At 31.0% G+C, this 19,369-nt stretch carries 14 protein-coding genes and 1 tRNA gene; 5 read left to right on the top strand and 10 right to left on the bottom strand.

Features of this window, described 5'->3' with window-relative positions:
- Window positions 1-2: 2 nt before the first annotated feature.
- Window positions 3-1,037 (bottom strand): alcohol dehydrogenase AdhP, encoded by a 1,035-nt coding sequence (adhP, locus tag IW20_RS15600; RefSeq protein ID WP_035624198.1) that lies wholly within the window; start codon window positions 1,035-1,037, stop codon window positions 3-5.
- A 63-nt stretch (window positions 1,038-1,100) separates the two neighbouring features.
- A complete protein-coding gene (locus IW20_RS15605) occupies window positions 1,101-2,606 on the bottom strand; it encodes an aldehyde dehydrogenase family protein (protein ID WP_035624201.1) in 1,506 nt (501 codons plus the stop codon).
- 276 nt (window positions 2,607-2,882) lie between these two features.
- On the opposite strand from IW20_RS15605, the gene pheT reads away from it, so the two are divergent.
- A complete protein-coding gene (gene pheT, locus IW20_RS15610) occupies window positions 2,883-5,303 on the top strand; it encodes a phenylalanine--tRNA ligase subunit beta (RefSeq protein WP_035624204.1) in 2,421 nt (806 codons plus the stop codon).
- Window positions 5,304-5,365: 62 nt separating this feature from the next.
- Here the strand turns inward: pheT and IW20_RS15615 are convergent, their stop codons facing one another.
- Both IW20_RS15615 and IW20_RS15620 read right to left on the bottom strand, forming a co-directional pair.
- Complete coding sequence (locus IW20_RS15615) at window positions 5,366-6,145, bottom strand: hypothetical protein (protein ID WP_051885799.1); 780 nt, start codon at window positions 6,143-6,145, stop codon at window positions 5,366-5,368.
- A 39-nt stretch (window positions 6,146-6,184) separates the two neighbouring features.
- The gene (locus IW20_RS15620; protein WP_035624207.1) at window positions 6,185-6,697 is read right to left on the bottom strand and encodes an adenine phosphoribosyltransferase; all 513 of its coding nucleotides are present in this window, start codon (window positions 6,695-6,697) and stop codon (window positions 6,185-6,187) included.
- A gap of 116 nt (window positions 6,698-6,813) precedes the next feature.
- On the opposite strand from IW20_RS15620, the gene IW20_RS15625 reads away from it, so the two are divergent.
- From IW20_RS15625 to IW20_RS15645, 4 genes are all read left to right on the top strand, one after another.
- Window positions 6,814-6,887 (top strand) — tRNA-Arg (locus IW20_RS15625).
- Between the two features lie 353 nt (window positions 6,888-7,240).
- Window positions 7,241-8,650: an AAA family ATPase gene (locus IW20_RS15630; protein WP_035624210.1), complete on the top strand. Its 1,410-nt coding sequence runs from the start codon at window positions 7,241-7,243 to the stop codon at window positions 8,648-8,650.
- 3 nt (window positions 8,651-8,653) lie between these two features.
- Entirely contained in the window at window positions 8,654-9,532 is an 879-nt protein-coding gene (locus IW20_RS15635) for a DUF4435 domain-containing protein (RefSeq protein WP_035624211.1), read from the top strand.
- Between the two features lie 412 nt (window positions 9,533-9,944).
- Window positions 9,945-11,030 carry a potassium channel family protein gene (locus tag IW20_RS15645; RefSeq protein ID WP_035624216.1) on the top strand — a complete coding sequence of 362 codons (1,086 nt, stop codon included), beginning with the start codon at window positions 9,945-9,947 and terminating at the stop codon, window positions 11,028-11,030.
- A 130-nt stretch (window positions 11,031-11,160) separates the two neighbouring features.
- Here IW20_RS15645 and IW20_RS15650 read toward each other — a convergent pair whose 3' ends face one another.
- The 6 genes from IW20_RS15650 to IW20_RS15675 all read right to left on the bottom strand — a co-directional run bounded on the left by IW20_RS15650 (window position 11,161) and on the right by IW20_RS15675 (window position 19,117).
- Window positions 11,161-11,817, bottom strand: a complete 657-nt coding sequence (locus tag IW20_RS15650; RefSeq protein WP_035624220.1) for a GNAT family N-acetyltransferase — start codon at window positions 11,815-11,817, stop codon at window positions 11,161-11,163.
- Window positions 11,818-12,101: 284 nt separating this feature from the next.
- Window positions 12,102-15,839 (bottom strand): WG repeat-containing protein, encoded by a 3,738-nt coding sequence (locus tag IW20_RS15655; RefSeq protein WP_165571452.1) that lies wholly within the window; start codon window positions 15,837-15,839, stop codon window positions 12,102-12,104.
- Between the two features lie 266 nt (window positions 15,840-16,105).
- On the bottom strand, window positions 16,106-16,684 hold the full coding sequence (locus IW20_RS15660) for a DUF4833 domain-containing protein (protein WP_035624225.1): 579 nt from the start codon (window positions 16,682-16,684) through the stop codon (window positions 16,106-16,108).
- Between the two features lie 352 nt (window positions 16,685-17,036).
- Complete coding sequence (locus IW20_RS15665; RefSeq protein WP_035624228.1) at window positions 17,037-17,468, bottom strand: GtrA family protein; 432 nt, start codon at window positions 17,466-17,468, stop codon at window positions 17,037-17,039.
- Window position 17,469: 1 nt separating this feature from the next.
- Complete coding sequence (locus IW20_RS15670; protein ID WP_051885801.1) at window positions 17,470-18,156, bottom strand: CDP-alcohol phosphatidyltransferase family protein; 687 nt, start codon at window positions 18,154-18,156, stop codon at window positions 17,470-17,472.
- Between the two features lie 154 nt (window positions 18,157-18,310).
- Window positions 18,311-19,117 carry a phytanoyl-CoA dioxygenase family protein gene (locus IW20_RS15675; protein ID WP_035624230.1) on the bottom strand — a complete coding sequence of 269 codons (807 nt, stop codon included), beginning with the start codon at window positions 19,115-19,117 and terminating at the stop codon, window positions 18,311-18,313.
- Between the last annotated feature and the right edge of the window lie 252 nt (window positions 19,118-19,369).

The following is a 19,369-nucleotide window of genomic DNA, read 5'->3' on the forward strand; positions in this document are numbered from 1 at the left end:
AATTATGGTTTCGCAATCTCAAGCACAACCCTTCCTTCTATTTGTCCTTTTTTCATTTTATCAAAAACATCATTGACATCTTCTAATTTTGCAGGAGTAATTGTTGCTTTTACTTTTCCTTCTGTAGCAAATTCTATTGCTTCTTTCATATCTTTACGTGTACCTACAATCGAACCGCGAATTGTTATTCTGTTTAAAACAGTATCAAAAATTGATAAATCAAAGTTCCCCGGAGGAAGTCCGTTAAGTGCCATTGTACCTTTTCTTCTTAAGGTTTCAAGACCTTGCTTAAAAGCTATAGGAGAAACGGCCGTAATTAATGCCCCATGCATTCCACCAACTTCCTTTTTTAAGAATTCCCCAGGATTTTGATTTTTTGCGTTTACGACTAAATCGGCTCCAAGTTTTTTGGCTAGATTAAGTTTATCATCAGCAACATCAATCGCTGCAACATGCATTCCCATTGCTTTGGCGTATTGTACAGCAACGTGCCCCAGACCTCCAATTCCTGAAATCGCAACCCATTCTCCGGGTTTGACCTCAGTTTCTTTAAGTCCTTTGTACACTGTTACTCCAGCACAAAGTATGGGAGCCATTTCCATAAAATTGACATTTGAAGGTAAAAGTCCAACATATCTTGCATCGGCAATAACATATTCGGCAAATCCACCATCTACACTATACCCCCCATTTTGTTGTGTATCGCATAAGGTTTCCCAACCTGTAATACATTGATCACAACCTCCGCAGGCACTATAAAGCCAGGGCACACCAACTGCATCGCCCTCTTTTACATTTTTTACATCCTGACCAAGCGCAACAACGTAACCCACGGCTTCATGTCCTGGAATTAATGGCATTTTTGGTTTTACGGGCCAATCCCCTTCTACGGCATGTAAATCGGTATGACAAACACCACTTGCAATAACTTTTACAAGAATTTCGTTTTTACCTGGTCGTTTTACTTCGACTTCTTCAATCTTTAAAAGAGAACCAAATTCTCTTACAACTGCGGCTTTCATTGTTTTTGGCAACATAATTTTATTTATTTGCAAGAGCAATAAGTTAATAGTTTATTGCTCTTTGGTTTATACAATTCTTTAAAAGAAACCTAATTTCTTTTTGTCATAAGAAATAAGCATATTTTTGGTTTGGCGGTATTGTTCCAACATCATTTTGTGGTTCTCACGACCAATTCCAGATTGCTTGTAACCTCCAAACGGTGCGCCTGCAGGATAAGAATGATACTGATTTATCCAAACTCTTCCGGATTGAATAGCTCTCGGAACTTGATAAATTTCGTGCGCATCACGTGTCCAAACTCCAGCTCCTAAACCGTACATAGTATCATTTGCAATAGCAATAGCTTCTTCGGTAGTTTTAAAAGTGGTTACAGCTAGAACAGGTCCGAAAATTTCTTCCTGAAAAATTCTCATTTTATTATTCCCTTTAAACAAAGTTGGCTTAATGTAGTAACCACCTTCTAAATCTCCGCCTAAATTATTTTCTGCACCACCAGTAAGTAGTTCTGCACCTTCTTCTTTTCCTAATTTTATATAAGAAAGAATTTTTTCTTTTTGCACTATCGAAGTCTGTGCACCAATCATGGTAGTTTTATCTAATGGATTTCCTGCAATAATAGCTTCTGTTCTTTCGATTACTCTTTTAATAAACTTATCGTAGATGTCTTCGTGAACTAATAATCTAGATGGACAAGTACAAATTTCTCCTTGATTCAATGCAAATAAAACGGCACCTTCTATGGCTTTATCAAAGAAATCATCGTCATGGTCGGCAACAGACGGGAAAAATATATTTGGTGATTTCCCGCCTAGTTCTAGTGTTACCGGAATGATATTTTCGGTCGCATATTGCATTACTAATCGTCCTGTTGTTGTAGAACCTGTAAATGCTGCTTTAGAAACTTTTTTGTTAGTTACTAACGGACGTCCTAGTTCGGCACCAAAACCATTTACAATATTTAAAACTCCCGGAGGAAGAATATCTCCTATAAGTTCCATTAATACTAATATAGAAATTGGCGTGCTTTCGGCAGGTTTTAAAACGATTGTATTTCCTGCTGCAAGTGCTGGAGCTATTTTCCAGACAGCCATTAATATTGGGAAATTCCAAGGAATAATTTGAGCAACGACTCCTAAAGGTTCGCTCAATGCGATAGAAACTGTTTGTGAATCTAATTCGGCAATAGAGCTTTCTTCAGCACGAATTACTCCTGCAAAATATCTGAAATGATCTATTGCCAATGGAATATCGGCAGCTAAAGTCTCACGGATTGGTTTTCCGTTATCTATAGTTTCTACAGTTGCAATGTATTCTAGATTATCTTCTATCTTTTGTGCAATCTTATTTAGTAAGATGCTACGTTCTGTTACCGAGGTTTTTCCCCATGTTTTAAATGCTTCATACGCTGTATCTACAGCAAATTCAATATCTTCTTTACCAGAGTGGGCTGCTTTGGTAAAGACTTTACCGTCTATTGGAGAAAGTACATCAAAATATTCTCCTTTTATTGGTGCTACAAATTTTCCGCCAATGTAATTATCGTATTTTGCCTTAAAGTCAGGTCTTTTTGCTAGAGTACTCATAAAATATTTTTTTTTGGATTCATTTCAAATTTAGTTTCATTCTTTTATAAAGAATAGCACAATTCGTTCATCTAATAGCACAAAAAATGCAGATTATCTTTTATAACTAATATTTAATACTCTATTAATAAAATATTACCATAAAAAATGAAGTATATTTAAAAAATAAGGATTTACGTTCAAATAAAAACAGCTATAAAAAACCAAATAAATTGTTTCCTACTACAATGTGCAATCCTTATATTTGTAAACTTATTCAAGAATAATATTACTCAAATGAAAATATCTTACAACTGGTTAAAACAATTCATAAAAATAGATTGGAAATCTGAAGAAACATCGTCTTTACTTACTGACTTAGGTCTTGAGGTGGAAGTGGTTGAAAAATATCAATCGATAAAAGGAGGATTAGAAGGTATTGTTGTTGGGCATGTATTAACCTGTGTACAGCACCCTGATGCTGACCGATTAAAAATTACAACTGTAGACTTAGGTCTAGAACATCCTGTACAAATTGTGTGTGGTGCTGCTAATGTTGCTGCTGGGCAAAAAGTGCCAGTTGCTACTATTGGTACTGTTTTATACGACAAAAACGGAGAATCTTTTACTATTAAAAAAGGAAAAATACGCGGACAAGAAAGCCACGGTATGATTTGCGCTGAAGACGAATTAGGTCTAGGAACTAGTCATGACGGAATTATGGTTTTAGACGAAGCATTGAAACCAGGAACTCCTGCTTCAGAAGTTTTTAACATAGAAAATGATGAGGTTTTTGAAATAGGATTAACTCCTAACCGTGCCGATGCAATGAGTCATCTAGGTACTGCACGTGATTTACGTGCTGGATTATTACAAAGAGGTGTAAACGTAGAATTAATTACTCCATCGGTAAGTAATTTTAGAGTTGACATGCGAACTTTAAAAATTGATGTTAATGTCGAAGAACCATCTTTGGCACCTAGATATTGTGGTGTTACCATTTCTGGAATTACAATAAATGAATCTCCAAGCTGGTTACAAAACAGATTAAAAGCTATTGGAATTACTCCAAAAAATAATATTGTAGATATTACAAATTATGTTTTACATGAGTTAGGACAACCTTTGCATGCATTTGATGCAAGTAAAATTAATGGTAAAGTAATTGTAAAAACGCTTCCTGCAGGTACTAAATTTGTAACGCTAGATGATGTAGAAAGAACATTGCACCAAGAAGATTTAATGATTTGTGACGAAAAAGGTCCGTTGTGTATTGCAGGGGTTTTTGGAGGTAAAAAATCTGGTGTAACAGATACTACTACTACTATATTCTTAGAAAGTGCTTACTTTAATCCTGTAAGTGTACGTAAATCGGCTAAAAGACATCAATTAAATACAGATGCATCTTTTAGATTTGAAAGAGGTATTGATCCTTCGATTACTGCTTATGCTTTAAAACGTGCTGCTTTATTGATAAAAGAAATTGCTGGTGGAGAAATAACTTCTGATATTGTTGAGATTTACCAAAAGAAGATAGAGGATTTCTCTGTGTTTTTAAACTTCAGCCATGTTTCAAAAATTATTGGACAAGAAATACCAAAAGATACTATTAAGAAGATATTAGTATCATTAGATATTAAAGTTAATAGTGTTTCTGAAGCTGGTTTGGGATTAACAATTCCTGCGTATCGAGTAGATGTACAACGTGAAATTGATGTTATCGAAGAAATCTTAAGAGTTTATGGATATAACAATATTAATTTCTCTAAAAAATTCAACGCGACAGTTTCTAATTCGCCAAGAACAGAAGATTATAAGGTACAAAATACTATTGCAACTCAATTAAATTCGCAAGGTTTTCATGAAATGATGGCCAATTCATTAACAACGCCTTCTTATGCTACTCTTTCGACTTTATTAAAAGAAGAGCATAATGTTACTATATTAAATCCTTTAAGTAATGATTTATCAGTAATGCGTCAATCATTATTGTTTTCTGGATTAGAAGCGATTTCATATAATATCAACAGAAAAAATTCTGATTTAAAATTATTTGAATTTGGAAAATCATACCATAAATTTCTTAATGGTTATGAAGAGCATAAGCACCTGACTTTGTTTGTTACTGGAAACAGAAATAAAGAGACTTGGACAAACGGCGCACAATCAACAGATTTCTTTTTACTAAAAGGATATGTAAAAGGTATTATTTCTAGATTAGGAATAGACAAAATCCTTAATATTCCAACACAATCAGATGTGTTTTCTGAAGGTGCGGCTATTGGTTACGGTCATGATACTTTGGTAGAAATGGGAGTTGTAAAGAAATCTATCTTAAAACACTTCGGGATTAAACAAGAAGTTTTTTATGCTGATTTTAATTGGGATTTGATTTTGAAAATAATCACAGGTAAAATAAAATATACCGAAATTCCTAAATACCCAGAAGTACGTAGAGATTTAGCTTTATTGATCGACAAGAATGTAACTTACGATAGTATTTACAACCTTGCTAAGCAAACAGAAAAAACTTTATTGAAAGATGTAAACTTGTTTGATGTATACGAAGGCAAAAACCTTCCTGAAGGCAAGAAATCTTATGCGTTAAGCTTTACCATTCAGGATAACACAAAAACGCTTACAGATACTCAAATTGATAAAATCATGAGTAAATTGCAACAAAACTTTGAAACTGAACTTGGGGCAACCTTACGATAGTTAAAAGTTGTATTATAAAAAAATCCGCTAGTATGAATATTTATTCTCTAGCGGATTTTTTATTATTTAAATTCTATTAATTTTTCATTTGGTAAATCATACTCATATAAGACTCTGGTTACATTATCTACGTATAACCATTGCATTATACTCGTACGGTTTTCAAATTCGTTAGCAATACCTAAAACCGTATAAGAACGCCCGTCGCTTTCTCTGTCTTCAATTGAGTAAGTCAAACTTAAATCTGGGTCTTTTAAATTAGCCTTTACAAGTTCGCTTTTAGAATTTGCCAAGTAATACTCGACCAAAGTGTATAAGTAATCTTTAAACTCAGTTGAGTACTTATCCTCCTCCTCTGCCCAATAATATTTTATTGGTTTAGGATATTTTTTTCTAAATAGAGTTACACTTCCGTCTTTTACTTTTTTAGCACTTACAAACCATTCAGTAAAATCACGTCTTTCTCCATCACCAGAGATAAACACACTATCTATTTGCCACTTAAAGTCGAAAATGTCACCCATTGTATAGTTAGGATTCTCGGCTTCGGTTAAATTTGTCGTGAGTGAGATTATTTTATTATTCTTTTTTATCTCTACATACGAATAATCTCCTCCTTCATTAAATCTGACAAATTCGGCAGTATCTGTATATACTTGTTGCAATTTTAATTTTTCGTTCGGACGTATTTCGCTTTTAAACTCACTAGGGATTTTATTAATGGTATCTTTTGTGTTTAGAATTTCCTTTTGAGAAATTGAATCTGTTTTGGCATTTACCTCTTTATTGTCTTTACAAGAAATTAAAAGCGTGAATAAGGCTAACGAATAAAATACTTTCATTTGGTTAATTTATGTTTTTGATGCTTGTACAGAACTACACTAATATGTTATAGCAGCAAAAATAGGATTTTCCTTTATCTTTTCTCTTCCGTTTAAAAAAGAAAGCTCCATTAAAAAATTACATTGTACAATTTCTCCTCCTAGTTCATTAACCAAATCGCAAAGCGCCTTTGCTGTTCCGCCTGTAGCTAATACATCATCATGCACCAATACTTTATCTCCTTTTTTTATTGCATCAATATGCATCTCTAACGAATCTGTACCGTATTCTAAATCGTATTCTGCCGAAATTACGTCATAAGGAAGCTTCTTTGGCTTTCTTACGGGTACAAAACCTGCGTTTAATTTTTGTGCTAATAGCATTCCGAAGAAAAAACCACGACTTTCTGCTCCTATTACTTTGTCTATTTTTTGTCCTTTTAGAGAGTCAAACAAAATTTGAAGACATTCTTCTCTGGCAATTGGGTCATTTAAAAGCGGAGTGATATCTTTAAATAAAATTCCTTCTTTTGGAAAATCCTGAATATCACGGATGTAATTTTTTATTTGCATTTTTTTTTAATTTTCTATTGTTTTTTGCTTGTATATCTCACATTTGTTTCTATCTTTGCACCCGCAATAAGCGCTCAACAAAGCTACGAAAAATTAGCCAATTGAGAAATAAAAAAGGCCTCGTGGCGCAACTGAATAGCGCACTTGATTACGGCTCAAGAGGTTACTGGTTTGAATCCAGTCGAGGTCACAAAACTAAAATCCCATTTCTTACGAAATGGGATTTTTTTTATGTCTTTCTATTACTAATTATTCAATTATTTGAAACAACTTAGATATAGCAAGCGTGTCCGAAGTCGGGAGACTTCGAACAGCAGGTTAATTCTTAAAACAAACAAGAACCCGCTAATAGCGGGTTTTTTATTGGACATTGTTAGACTTTAATGGACAATATTAGACACTTTTAATTCCCCTATAATTCCCCCTTTCCAGATTTCTCAAGAAATTAGGTAAATCTACCTAGTCTATATTTAATTAATAATGGCTACATTTGGATAATTGCTACTTATACACTAGGTAAATCTTAAATTAAAAAATCAATAAATGATAACTAAAATTGAGGTACAAGGGCTATATGAAGTCTTCAATCACAGTATTTCTTTAAAAGATGAATCCATAACATTAATTCTTGGTGAAAATGGATTAGGTAAAACTTTAGTTTTAAAGATGATACAAGCTTTTTTTAACAAAGATTTTTTTGAATTAAATTCTTATCATTTTACAAAATTTATTTTGCATTTCGTTGATGAATCCATTATCACTATAACTAAAGGATCAAATAACGACCATCCTGAAAATCTATTTTTTTCTTACAAAATAAAAGGTAAAAGAACTCCAGAAAAATACAATTTTAATTTAGATAAATTCCAGATTAAAAACAGTATAAGCACTAAATATCCAAAGTTTTACGGTGGTGATTTTATTGATGCGACAAAATTTTACCTAAATGATTTTGATTTGGAATTCGCTATAAAACCATACCTACCCCCTTATATTGAAAAATTAGGAGCAAATAGATGGTTCGATGAAAATCGAGGAATAACAATGTCCACAGAGACTCTTTTAGATTTTTATGGTGAAAATATTCCAAAACAGTACCATAAAAAATTTGGTATCAAATCTGGCTTACCAAAATGGCTAACTGATAAAACCGACTTTGTAAATACCAAATTTATAGAAACCCAAAGACTATTAATCAAAACAAAAGCAGGAGGAGAATCTGAATATCATTCATCTGTTTCTCGTTATTCAAAAGAATTAGTAGAAGCTATAAAAAACAGAACCGTAGCCGCAACTGATTTGGCTTCTAAATTAGACAGAAGCTATCCCAACCGAGTTATTCACGAAATAACCAAAACAAAAAAAATAAGCGATCAAGAAATCGAAGTAGGATTATCTAATCTTAATGAACGGAGAGAAGTTTTAAACAAAGTAGGATTATTAGATACTGAAGAAGAAGATTTACAACCAATTAATAATGCTATAAACACACAACGAGCAGGCAATAAAGAGTTATTAAAGGACGTTCTTCAAATTTATCTAGATGATAGTAATCAAAAATTAGAAATTTATTCTGATTTAGCTTCTAAATTAGAATTGTTTATAGATTTAATTAATAAACGTTTTTTATATAAAAAAATATCTATTGATAAAAAAGTTGGTTTTGTATTTACCTCCACAATTACACAAAAAAACATACCACTATCAGGGTTATCTTCAGGCGAACAGCACGAATTAGTATTATTTTATCAGTTATTATTCAATACTGAACCTAATTCACTTTTGTTAATTGATGAGCCTGAAATTTCACTGCATATTTCATGGCAAAATCATTTCATTAATGACTTACGAGATGTAATAAAGCTTACAAATTTCTCTGCAATAATAGCGACGCATTCTCCTGATATAATCAACAACAACTGGGATTTAACTATACAATTAAAGGGCATTTAATTAATGACACAATATATAACTCCTGATAGAATTGCAAATTCTATACTACAAAAGAATTTAAATTGTAATTACCTAATAGTTGAAGGAAAAACTGATTTTCGACTATTCAATAAGTTTATTGATAGTAAAGAATCTAGTATTGAAATTGCATTTGGAAATTTAAATGTTATTGATGTAGTAAATGAATTAAAAAGGAGAAAATTCAATAAAGCAATTGGTATCATTGACTCTGATTTCAGAATTCTAGATAAAGAAGTGGAAATAGAGGATATTTTAATGACTGATTATCATGATTTAGAAATTTCCTTTATTAACTCTCCAAGTTTTGAAACTATTATATCTCATTATTATCAAGAAGATAAATTAGAAACATTATTTAACAATGATTTTTCCAATTTAAAGAAATATTATTTTGACATATCGAAAAACATTGGATATCTCAAATGGCTAAATAAAGCAGATAATTTAGGCTTGACATTTAAACCAGCAAGTCCTGAAGGAAAAACGATAGATTACAATGTATTCATTTCCGCTAGCGACCTTAAATACAAAGGAGATGACAAACTAGTTGAAGCAATTTTAAATTTCAGTCATGGAAAAGTTAAGGTAGAAATTAAAAAAGAACAAATTTTAGAAAGATTAAGCAAATTTAAAAAAGATGTTGATTTAAATCAATTATGTAATGGACATGATATCATGAATATCATTTCAATTTCTTTAAGACAACATATTTCAAATCTTAATTCTAAAGCCATTCCTGCCAACCAATTAGAAAAGGAATTTTCACTTGCTTATGAGTCAAGATATTTTATGGAAACCAATCTTTACAAAAAAATAAAGAGAGTTGAGGAAACTAAAGAAGTTATTATATTAACTTTTTAAATATGTATGAATTAAAAAAGAAAGCGAGAAATTATGAATTTATTTAGTTATAATTTTTCATCTTTTCGAAATTAGCAATTGAATCATCAATTAACCATTGTAAAGAAACAAATTCTGCACATGATCGAAAAAAATAGTGACCCGATCGCGCGGATTTGTAATCCGTGCCCGCAAAGTATATCTTAACAGATTTAAAAAAAGAAAATCCAATTTTTATTAATATAGGAACGGGCACGGAAAGAATTTCCGCGCTATAGTTACGCATATCCGAGCGAATGGGAATAAAAAACCTTTTAAAAAAGGTAAAAGAACAAGATAAAATTAAGATTTTTAAATATTCTTTAGGTCTAAAAACTTTGCATAATCATACCTTCTGTTTTCGACAATAATAATTTATAAACCGATATTATTAATGGCTACAAATAAAATCATAATTAAACTTATATCATTTCTTGAAAATTTAGATAGAAATATTCAAAAAAAGAAAAAAAGTGTTAGCGAAACTGATAAAATTCGTTTTAGAAAAAAGCAACATAAATTAAACCGAGGGTTAACCAGCAGCGTTGGCAAAAATCTTGAATCTCTGTCTTATCCCACAATTGGCTACTTAATTATAGGACTGATAATAATGTGCGCTTTTGCCTTTAGTTATTTTGACATAACAGGTACAGAAAAACTAAACTTTTCTGATGCAATTTATTTTAGTATAGTGACAATGACATCTTTAGGTTATGGAGATATTCATCCTACTGGAACTGGACGCTTAATTGCGTCAATTGAAGTACTTTCAGGGGTAATGCTTGTAGCTATTTTTGTAGGAAAAATAGCTTCTGAAAGACAGTCAACTTTATTGCTATTACTATACAATACTGAAAGTAACCGACAATTAAAAGAATTTTATCGGGAAGTAAAAATAATTAACGTTAGTTTTGATCAATTATTGGACGAACATGAGCATTTGGAATTTAATCATAAAGTAAAGAAAACTTACAAATTTATTACTGGAATATATAACTATTTAAGCTTACATGCCAATCAAGGAAGAATAGCCGATTACGGGAATATTTCTTCACTTCGAAAGTTATATGTTTCTATTTACGACTTGCAAGTGTTGACCAAAAATGCAATTAAGACTCATGGACCCGATGAGCAAACAAAAATAAATCTTCAACGACTAATTTATCGCATTAATGGAATAGCTAGCCTTATGCAACCATTTCATTTAAAAGATCCTATATCAAAAAATATTCTTACCAATATTAATTTTCAAACCAGTGCGTATGAAAAATCTAAAATAAACAATACTTCTTCACCAATCTATAGAACAAAAATCACAGAATCGCTAAAAAACAAGGTATTAGCTGAACTCCCACCTTTACCTTGGGATAAAAAACTTAATGTAATCATAGGAAATAAACTCGGGCTACCTCATAAATTTACAGATCGTATCATTAAAAAATTAGTTGAGGAGGGATTAGCCCCTGATCCACGTGGCTAATTAGCGCTTAGCACATCTTTAACAAATTAAAAAAAGAAAAGGAACACACAGAAAAAATTTCCGAGCTATCGTTGCACATATTCGAGTGATCGGGCTATAGTGATTAATATTTATAAATCAAGGGTGCTTTTCAAGCTATGTTATTAAGGTTTAACTCTATTTTTCCAACGATTATTTTTCCATCAGGTTGGTGGAGAGTACATTTAAATCCAAATGATTCGTAAAAAGGAATAAGCCAATTAAAACTCTCGAAATCTACATTTGACAGATCACCAGTTATGTATGCAATATTTTCTTCAAGTGCCTTTTTTATTACAAAGTCCATAAGTACCCTACCATATCCTTTTCCTTTTTCACTTATTTCGGACTGGAAATCACATATCTTGAGTACTTCTCCCATTTTTTTGAAACTCATAGAAGAATCACATTTTTTACTATTTCCGCTTTCACCTAACAATCTTATAGTGTCAAATATTTTCTTTTTTGAATATTTAATAACAGTAAACTCGTTGTTTTTAGTTATTAGAAGCTCATAAGTTTTATTTCTATCATCCTTTATGATCTCTCTGAATCTATTGAATCTTGCTATTAAAGCATTATTTTCAGTGACGATATTTTCTTTTTCATTTTTTAACATATCATATTTTTTATGTAATGCGGAAAAAGAATCTCGCTCTTCTTTTATCTCGTTTTTTAAAATGAATCGTGACATTCTTTTCAACATCTCTTCTAATATAAAAAACAATAATCTAAACGGAAGCAACAATAATGTGTCTTTAATTTTCATAATCCAAATTATAGTTAAAAAGTAAAAGTCATATTCTAGTTTTAATAATGGTAAGCAATATACACATTAAAAAACTTAAGGAAACATAAATTCATTCCTATTACGGTTTCCCAATCACGCGGATTTGTAATCCGTGCCAACAAAGTATAGATTAACAGATTTAAAAAAAGAAAATCTAGTTTTTATTAATATTAGGAACGGGCACGGAAAGAATTTCCGCGCTATCGTTTCGTATATCCTAACGATCGGGTTTAACGGTACAGAATAGAGTTGTTTTCATAATTTTAATTATAGTCGTTATTCTTTATTTCGTAAAACACTTTATTTTGTGGTGTCACCAAAACTACTTTTTTACCTTGTTTACATTCAAAATATCCCTTCTCTATATATCTGATATCATCATAAATAAGTGAAATAATTATGGAATTCGATAAATCTACCACTCCTTGTTTTTGTTCTTTGGAAACGATAGCGAAATTTGTCCTTTCAAGGATTTTATAATCATCATAGTCTTTATTATTTTCCGATTTTGTTTTATCATTTTCCTGATTTGCAGGAGTAATTTCATACGGATTACGGTCATTATCAATTAGGTTTCCATAATAATCAATTCGTCCCTTTTTTCCATCTTTTATAAAGGTATAGCACCAATATGGAAGATTTTTTTCTCTATACAATGTATCGCATTCAATTGAAAATTGTTTTTCTCCATATCTTCCATACATTGTGCGGGTTTTATTCTTCCGGCCTTGGATCTCTTCTGTTTCTGAAAAATTTAAATCATCTTGTTCTATCGGAATTATTACGCGACCGCTCAGAAAATCTAAGATTCCTTTTTTCTTATTTTTTGTAACGACCAATACTTTTCGTTGTTCCATAGATCTTTTGTTAAAATCAATATCTTTAATAGCATCGTAAACAAATTCATGAAGCATCTGATTTTTATTGGTAAGCACCCCATATTTAGTACCTCTTTTAGCAATGAAATTGATATTGTCCGGCGTATATAAGCTATCATTTACAAAAGGTATTAATACACTTTCGTTTGCATCAATTACCCCATATTTATTATTCCTTTTGACTATAAAAAGTGTAGTGCGTAAAAAAGGATCGTAATTACGATCATAATGCTCCATTGTTTTTGAATCTTCAAAAATCAAGCGACCATATTTACTATATTTAATCATTTTCACACTATGATTTTTATCGTCATATTGCCTATCTGAATAACCTCCATCAATGTCCTCACTAAATTTTGTTGCTATAGTTTCTAAATCTATTTTTTGCGTTTTTAAATTCAGCAGCTTAATGGTGTTACCGTCCCTAAGTATCAAATGATGATTGACGGTTATATCACTAAAATCAAATTTCCAATTGGCAGGCACTATAAACGAAACTATTTTTTTGTTTTCTGGGCCTAGAATATCTACTTTGTCTTTGGTTTTGCAAATGAATATTTTGTTGACATATTCTAAAATAACATCTCTTTTTTCTTTGTTGCACCAAACACTATTATAATTTTCAAATGGAAAAATGATTTCATCATATTTGTTGTCTGCCGGCATTAAAACTTTTCCGTCAAAGTTGACTATACCATATTTATTGCTTTTGGCATCGGTCTTAAACTTAAATAAACTAAAAATTATCTTTTGACTTTCAGTAACTTGATTTCTTTCTTTATCATTTTGATAATAATAATCTACTACCGGATACTTGAACTTGGCAATTTCCAATTTATCGTTAATAGCTCCGTACAGATCTTTATCATTATAGATGAAAAAATTATTTTTATATGAAACTATTGGATATGGAATTTGATGCATATTCAAATCCGCATCAAAAAATACTTGTTTTTTGTCGGCAGTGTTTGCGAAAATAAATTTTTGATCATTTTGTGAATAAGTATAACGTGCCAATATTGCTCCCGAATCCTTTCCGTTTTGAAGATTGTATAATCCGTATCGACCTAATTTATCCTGATAACCAAGAATAATATTGTGGATATCAGTTCGGATATTATTGCAATTATCCAATACCTTGGTAAGTGTATCTCCCTGTATTTTCAACAAGGATATTTTGTAATCATAAATTTGTCTCCCATTATCAAAATAGGTAATGTTTTGATGATTTACTTTTTCAGAAATAATATAATAGTATGTTTTTATGGAATCATTTCGGATAATCAATCTTTCTATTATATCCTGAATTATAAAAGGGTAAATGCTTTGTCCTTTGCTATTATACAGACCATAATTATTATCTTTATTTTTTACTTCAAATACAAGCGATTCTTCTCTTTTTTCGCTATAGCTTGGACTCGGATAAATAAAAATATTTTCATATTTTATGGGTAAAACTTCTTTTCCATTAATATCCAACAAACCTTCAAGCGATTTAGAATCTTTTATATCATTTCCAGCTAAAAAAATATTTTTACTAGCGCGTTCTATATATGAGTATTGAGCCTTTAGAATTTCTTTACCATCAGCATCCTCAATACCATATTTATTATTTTGTTTAAATAATTGTCGATCTGTGTAACTATCATTCAGTCCATCAAACGCATTTTGGCTTGATACATATTCTTTAGGATTATTATCCTTTGAATCGTGGTATAATTCACCATTTAATTTATAAAGGGTCTTTTTTTTGTTATGATAAGCTGCTATAAGCAAATCCTGCGCTTTAGAATAATCTCTACATACAAAATCATACTGTGGTTTTTCTATTTTTTTATTATTCAAAATAGTAAACCCCCATTTGTTTTTTACCCTATAAAACAACACCTCTTTGTAATAGTTATTATTGCTAAAACTTTTAATTTCATCATATTCATTATCCAATAGCTTTTTCCCATCCAATAGTCTTGCGCCAAACTTATTTTTACTTTTAGTAATGAAAATATAGTATTTCGAAAATTCTTTTTGTTCTACAACAGGCTCTGGAAAGAAAAGATTCGAGTCCTTACCTTTTAAAAATGTATTTCCCATATTCGAAATCGAATCATAAACAGGTTCTGTATAATACTCAAAATTGCTAAAGTTATAAACCCCCGCTTTGTTGTCTTTTTTTACAATTAAATATTTATTTTTTAAAAGAACTTCTTTGGATTCGACAAAATTTTCTTTGCTAAAAATAATCTCTGACAAAATATTCTCATCCTGACTTTCTTTTGTATAAGAATCAAAAACATCCTTGATCAATTGGTTCGTTTGCGGACGGTAAATAGAAAGGTGATTGCCGATGTGTAAAATAAAATATTGTGATTCCTTTTCTTCAGCATAATTCGGATACATTTCTTCATAAGAATCAATAGAATCAACTAAAACTTCATTGTTTTTTAAATTGATAAATTTCCATTTACCATCTTTTTTAGCCAATAGCAGGTTATTTCTATACAGTATAGCAGAAGAACACTCAAAAATCAGTTTACAGTTTAAATCATAAATGCCAATGGTTTCCTGAGTTTTTGAATTTTTGTCCAAATCGGTTACGATAAAATATTCTAACGTCCCCTGCAAACCATTGTGATAAGTAAAATAATCTTCGCTGGTTGTAATTTTCTGATTTTTAAATGGTATTACAATTTTTCCAGTTTTATCAAGAAGTGCTTGCTGATTATTTTTAATGACCACAAAAAAATTAAATTTATCATCGCACAAAGCTAAAATCCAATCGTAAATAGGTGCAATCACATAACTATTTGTCTTTCTATTAAAAACACCTTCAGATACAATATTTACCGTTTGTACTCTAACTTTAATGTTCAAGGTATCATTATCGGATATGCTATATTTCTCCGAAAAATTATGATTGAGAATCGAAGTAATATGCTCTTTCCAAACACCAATATTGGTATTTTGTAAAAGTTCCTTATCTTTTATTTTATCAAATGTTTTAAGAGATTCATTAAATTTTCCTTCATTGTAAAACTGCATGGCTTGCTTTCTCAAAGCTTCGCTATTTTGGGAGAAACTAATTAAAGGCAGTAAGGCAAATAATATTAGTAATATTTTTTTCATGCAGTTATAATAAATTAGTAACATTTTTTTGAAATACTTTTTTAGTTTTTGCTGTTCAATTTCAACCATAATAATGTCTCTTTTTGTTTTTCTATACCCGACCGCGCGGATTTGTAATCCGTGCCTGCAAAATATATCTTAACAGATTTAAAAAAAGAAAATCAGTTTTTTATTAATATAGGAACGGGCACGGAAAGATTTTCCGTAGTCACGTTGTGTATATATGAGCGATTGACCAACCTTTAACGTATCCAAATATAGCTATCTCATTTTAATAACATTCTTTCCGTAATTATTTTATTTGAGGAAGTCTCAATTCCGGTAACTTCGGCATACTTTATATTTGGTAACCAAAAAGAACCTCCTTCAATGCGTACAAATATTTTTTCTACTTGTATTTTTTTCTGATTTACACTTACAAAAACATGATATTTTTGATCTGAATCTATCTTTTTCAAGGTTAAGGGTAACTTTTTGTACGATACAAATTGAAGTTCAAATTCTTCGTTATCCAGGGTTTTACTTTCTATTCCGTATGCATATTTTCGTTGCATATAATTAAAGTCTTTCTTCTCCCCTTTCTCAGCATATCGAATCCAATACGCTTTTATAGGATTGCTTTTGTTTATTTTTCCATTTTCTTCGTAGTTTATGGTGTAAATAGCGGTATTTGTATTTGGGTCCCGCTGAATATAAAATAGCATATTATCTATATTCTTAGGCGTTGGAAAATTTAATGGCGATGGATTTTTAGATTGCGCCAATACATTTTCGGAAATTATAGTTACTAAGATCGTTATAACGATTAGTGATTTTGTAAAATATTTAAATGAGAATTTATTCATAAACGAAATATTTATATGAAGTGTTGAGTGCATTATTTTAACACATAGTCCCGAAGCACGATGTCATTAACTTAAAAAAAATCAATAATGTCGAATAAATCTCTGCCAAAATCACAAAGGTTTGTCATTTCGACGCAGGAGAAATCTCTACGAGAAGCTCGACAAAGATTGGATTTGCGTTGCAGAGTTACTTACGGAGATTTCTCCTGCGTCGAAATGACAATATTGTGTTTAAACTTTGCGTCTCAGCGACTTTGCGTGATTAATTTTATTTTTTAAAAAGCTTAACATAATAACATCGTGCTTCGGGACTATGTGTTGAATAGAAAACACTTAATTGGTTATTTATACGCTAATCTGATTTAATTACATTTTGCTTTTTGTTTATTTTAAAAACCCAATATTTAATCAGTGGATAATTAAATCCATAAGAAACAAAGCTGTCCGTGATTAATCTTCCGATTCTATAATCGATTTGAAATACTTTTTGCAAAATAAGCGTGCCAAATGATTTTAAGGAAATGCTTCCCAATACAACCAAAGCGAATTTAAAAAGTTGACTATTGATGTGGCTGCTATAACCGGATTGATTTTTAAATACCCAAAATCTATTGATGCTGAAATTGATAATTGCGCCAACGGTTCCGGAGATTAGAATAGAAAAAGTAAAATGCAGTTTGAATACTTCTGTTAATAGAATCATTAAACCATAATCGGTAATACCTCCTACAAATGCCGCAACTTGTGCTTGCAGAAAAATCAAAATGGATTTTTTACTGAACATTTCAGTCTTGGTTTTTATCTTTTAAATCACCCAATTGTAAAAGTTTTAAGCTATCAATAGTATTTATTATAAATAATATAACAGAGATTAAGCTAGCCAAATAGGTTATTGATCCGTGAAATAAAACTTCTATAATTAAAATTAAAGCAATGATAAATCTAAGTTCCGTTGGGCCAACAAAGCCAGAATCTATACTGTATTCATCTGTAATTTTGTAGCGTAACTGACTGATGATAATTGACCAGCCATACAATGCGACAAAAGCAAAGGCTAATACTTGCGTGCCATTTTTAGCATAAATGTAGTAGCCAAAGCCTATAAGTACAATACCAATCCAATCGGCAATAATATCGAGTGCAAAACCATACCAACGACGTGGAATATTTCTATAATAAGCCAATCTTCCATCTAAAGAATCGCCTAACCAATTTATTACCAAACCGATAATACCCAAAAGCAAATACCAACTTGTGAAATAAGTACCCAAAACAAAGGCTAAAAAAATTAATCCAGAACCAAACGTACCAATTAAAGTAAGTACGTTTGGCGAAATGAATTTAGGTACTTTTGGAAGCAAAAATACAATCGTTAACTGTTCTGCTCTTTTTAAAATATTAGTTCGCTTACGGTCTGAAAATGTTCTTTGTGCAATTGTACTATAATCTTCAATCTGTATTTCTTTTCCCATTAATAGCGTAATATTTGTAAGCCAGATAGTATAGCTAATTCTAGTTTTACAATTTTTAGTTTTACTTTTCTTTGACTATTTTTAAAAAAATCTGCGGTACTCTTTAGCTTACCTGATCTAACCAGATAACTAAATGCGATAATAAACAGCATAATTATTTAACAATACCAGCAAAACGTTGATAAAAAACCGTTGGGCTATTTTCATTTTTAGGAGCATATTTTCCGGCTATAATCGGAATGTAAATAACTCTTCTTCTGCTTTCTTCGCCACTAATAGATGATTCTGCAACTCTGTGCCACAAACGGCCATCGTGAATGGTTAAATCTCCAGCTTCGGGATTGATAGAAACTTCCTCTGAATCGGGTTTATTATCTAAAAAGTATTTTTTACGGAAAAGCATTTGATAAATACTTTGTTTGTGAGTCCCCGGAATGATTTTAAGACCCCCGTTTTCAGGTTTTAAAGTACTTAAGTGAATACCCACATTTAGCATTGGGTTTAATTTGGCACCATAAAAAATATCTCTCAAACCATCTGTATGCCAGCCCATTTTAGTAAACTTACTTTCTGGCCCATTGATATAATGATTGAAAACCATTCCGTCTTTTTCTTCGGTTCCTAATCTTGCGCCATCACCTGCCAATTGTAATAAACTATTAAATCTTGGATCAAGCAAAAGACCGCTTAAGGTTTGATGATGTTGATTAATAAAAGCAAAACGTTGTACAATTGGAGAGCCATCTAAGTCTTTTCCGTATTTAATAGGAACACCATTTACTTTTTGAAGATCGTTTTCAATCCAATTTTGCTCTACTTGTTTCGAGGCGTCAATGATTGATGAAACGGTTTCCTGATTTATAAACTTTTTGAAATGTATGAAGCCATGTTCGTTAAAAAACGCAATTTGCTCATTAGTTAATTGCTCCGTAAGGGTAAAGGTTTTATAAGAAGATACCATGATAATATAGATTTAATAAATGAAATAATATAGTTTTTAATTTTATCTAAAATAGAATAACAACAACAGCAACAACACATTCGCATGTTGGCGTACATTCGGTTTTCAGATAAATTAAGCCTATTTTTTTCTTTATTTGACATACTCTATAGAATTAGTAGAATTTAATACAAACTTAACATAATTTTTCTTTTTACAAAGAATATTTTTTTATTTATTTTTCAAAAAAATTAAATTTTATAAATTCCAGCA

It is taken from the genome of Flavobacterium hydatis, assembly GCF_000737695.1.
Taxonomy (GTDB): Bacteria; Bacteroidota; Bacteroidia; order Flavobacteriales; family Flavobacteriaceae; genus Flavobacterium; species Flavobacterium hydatis.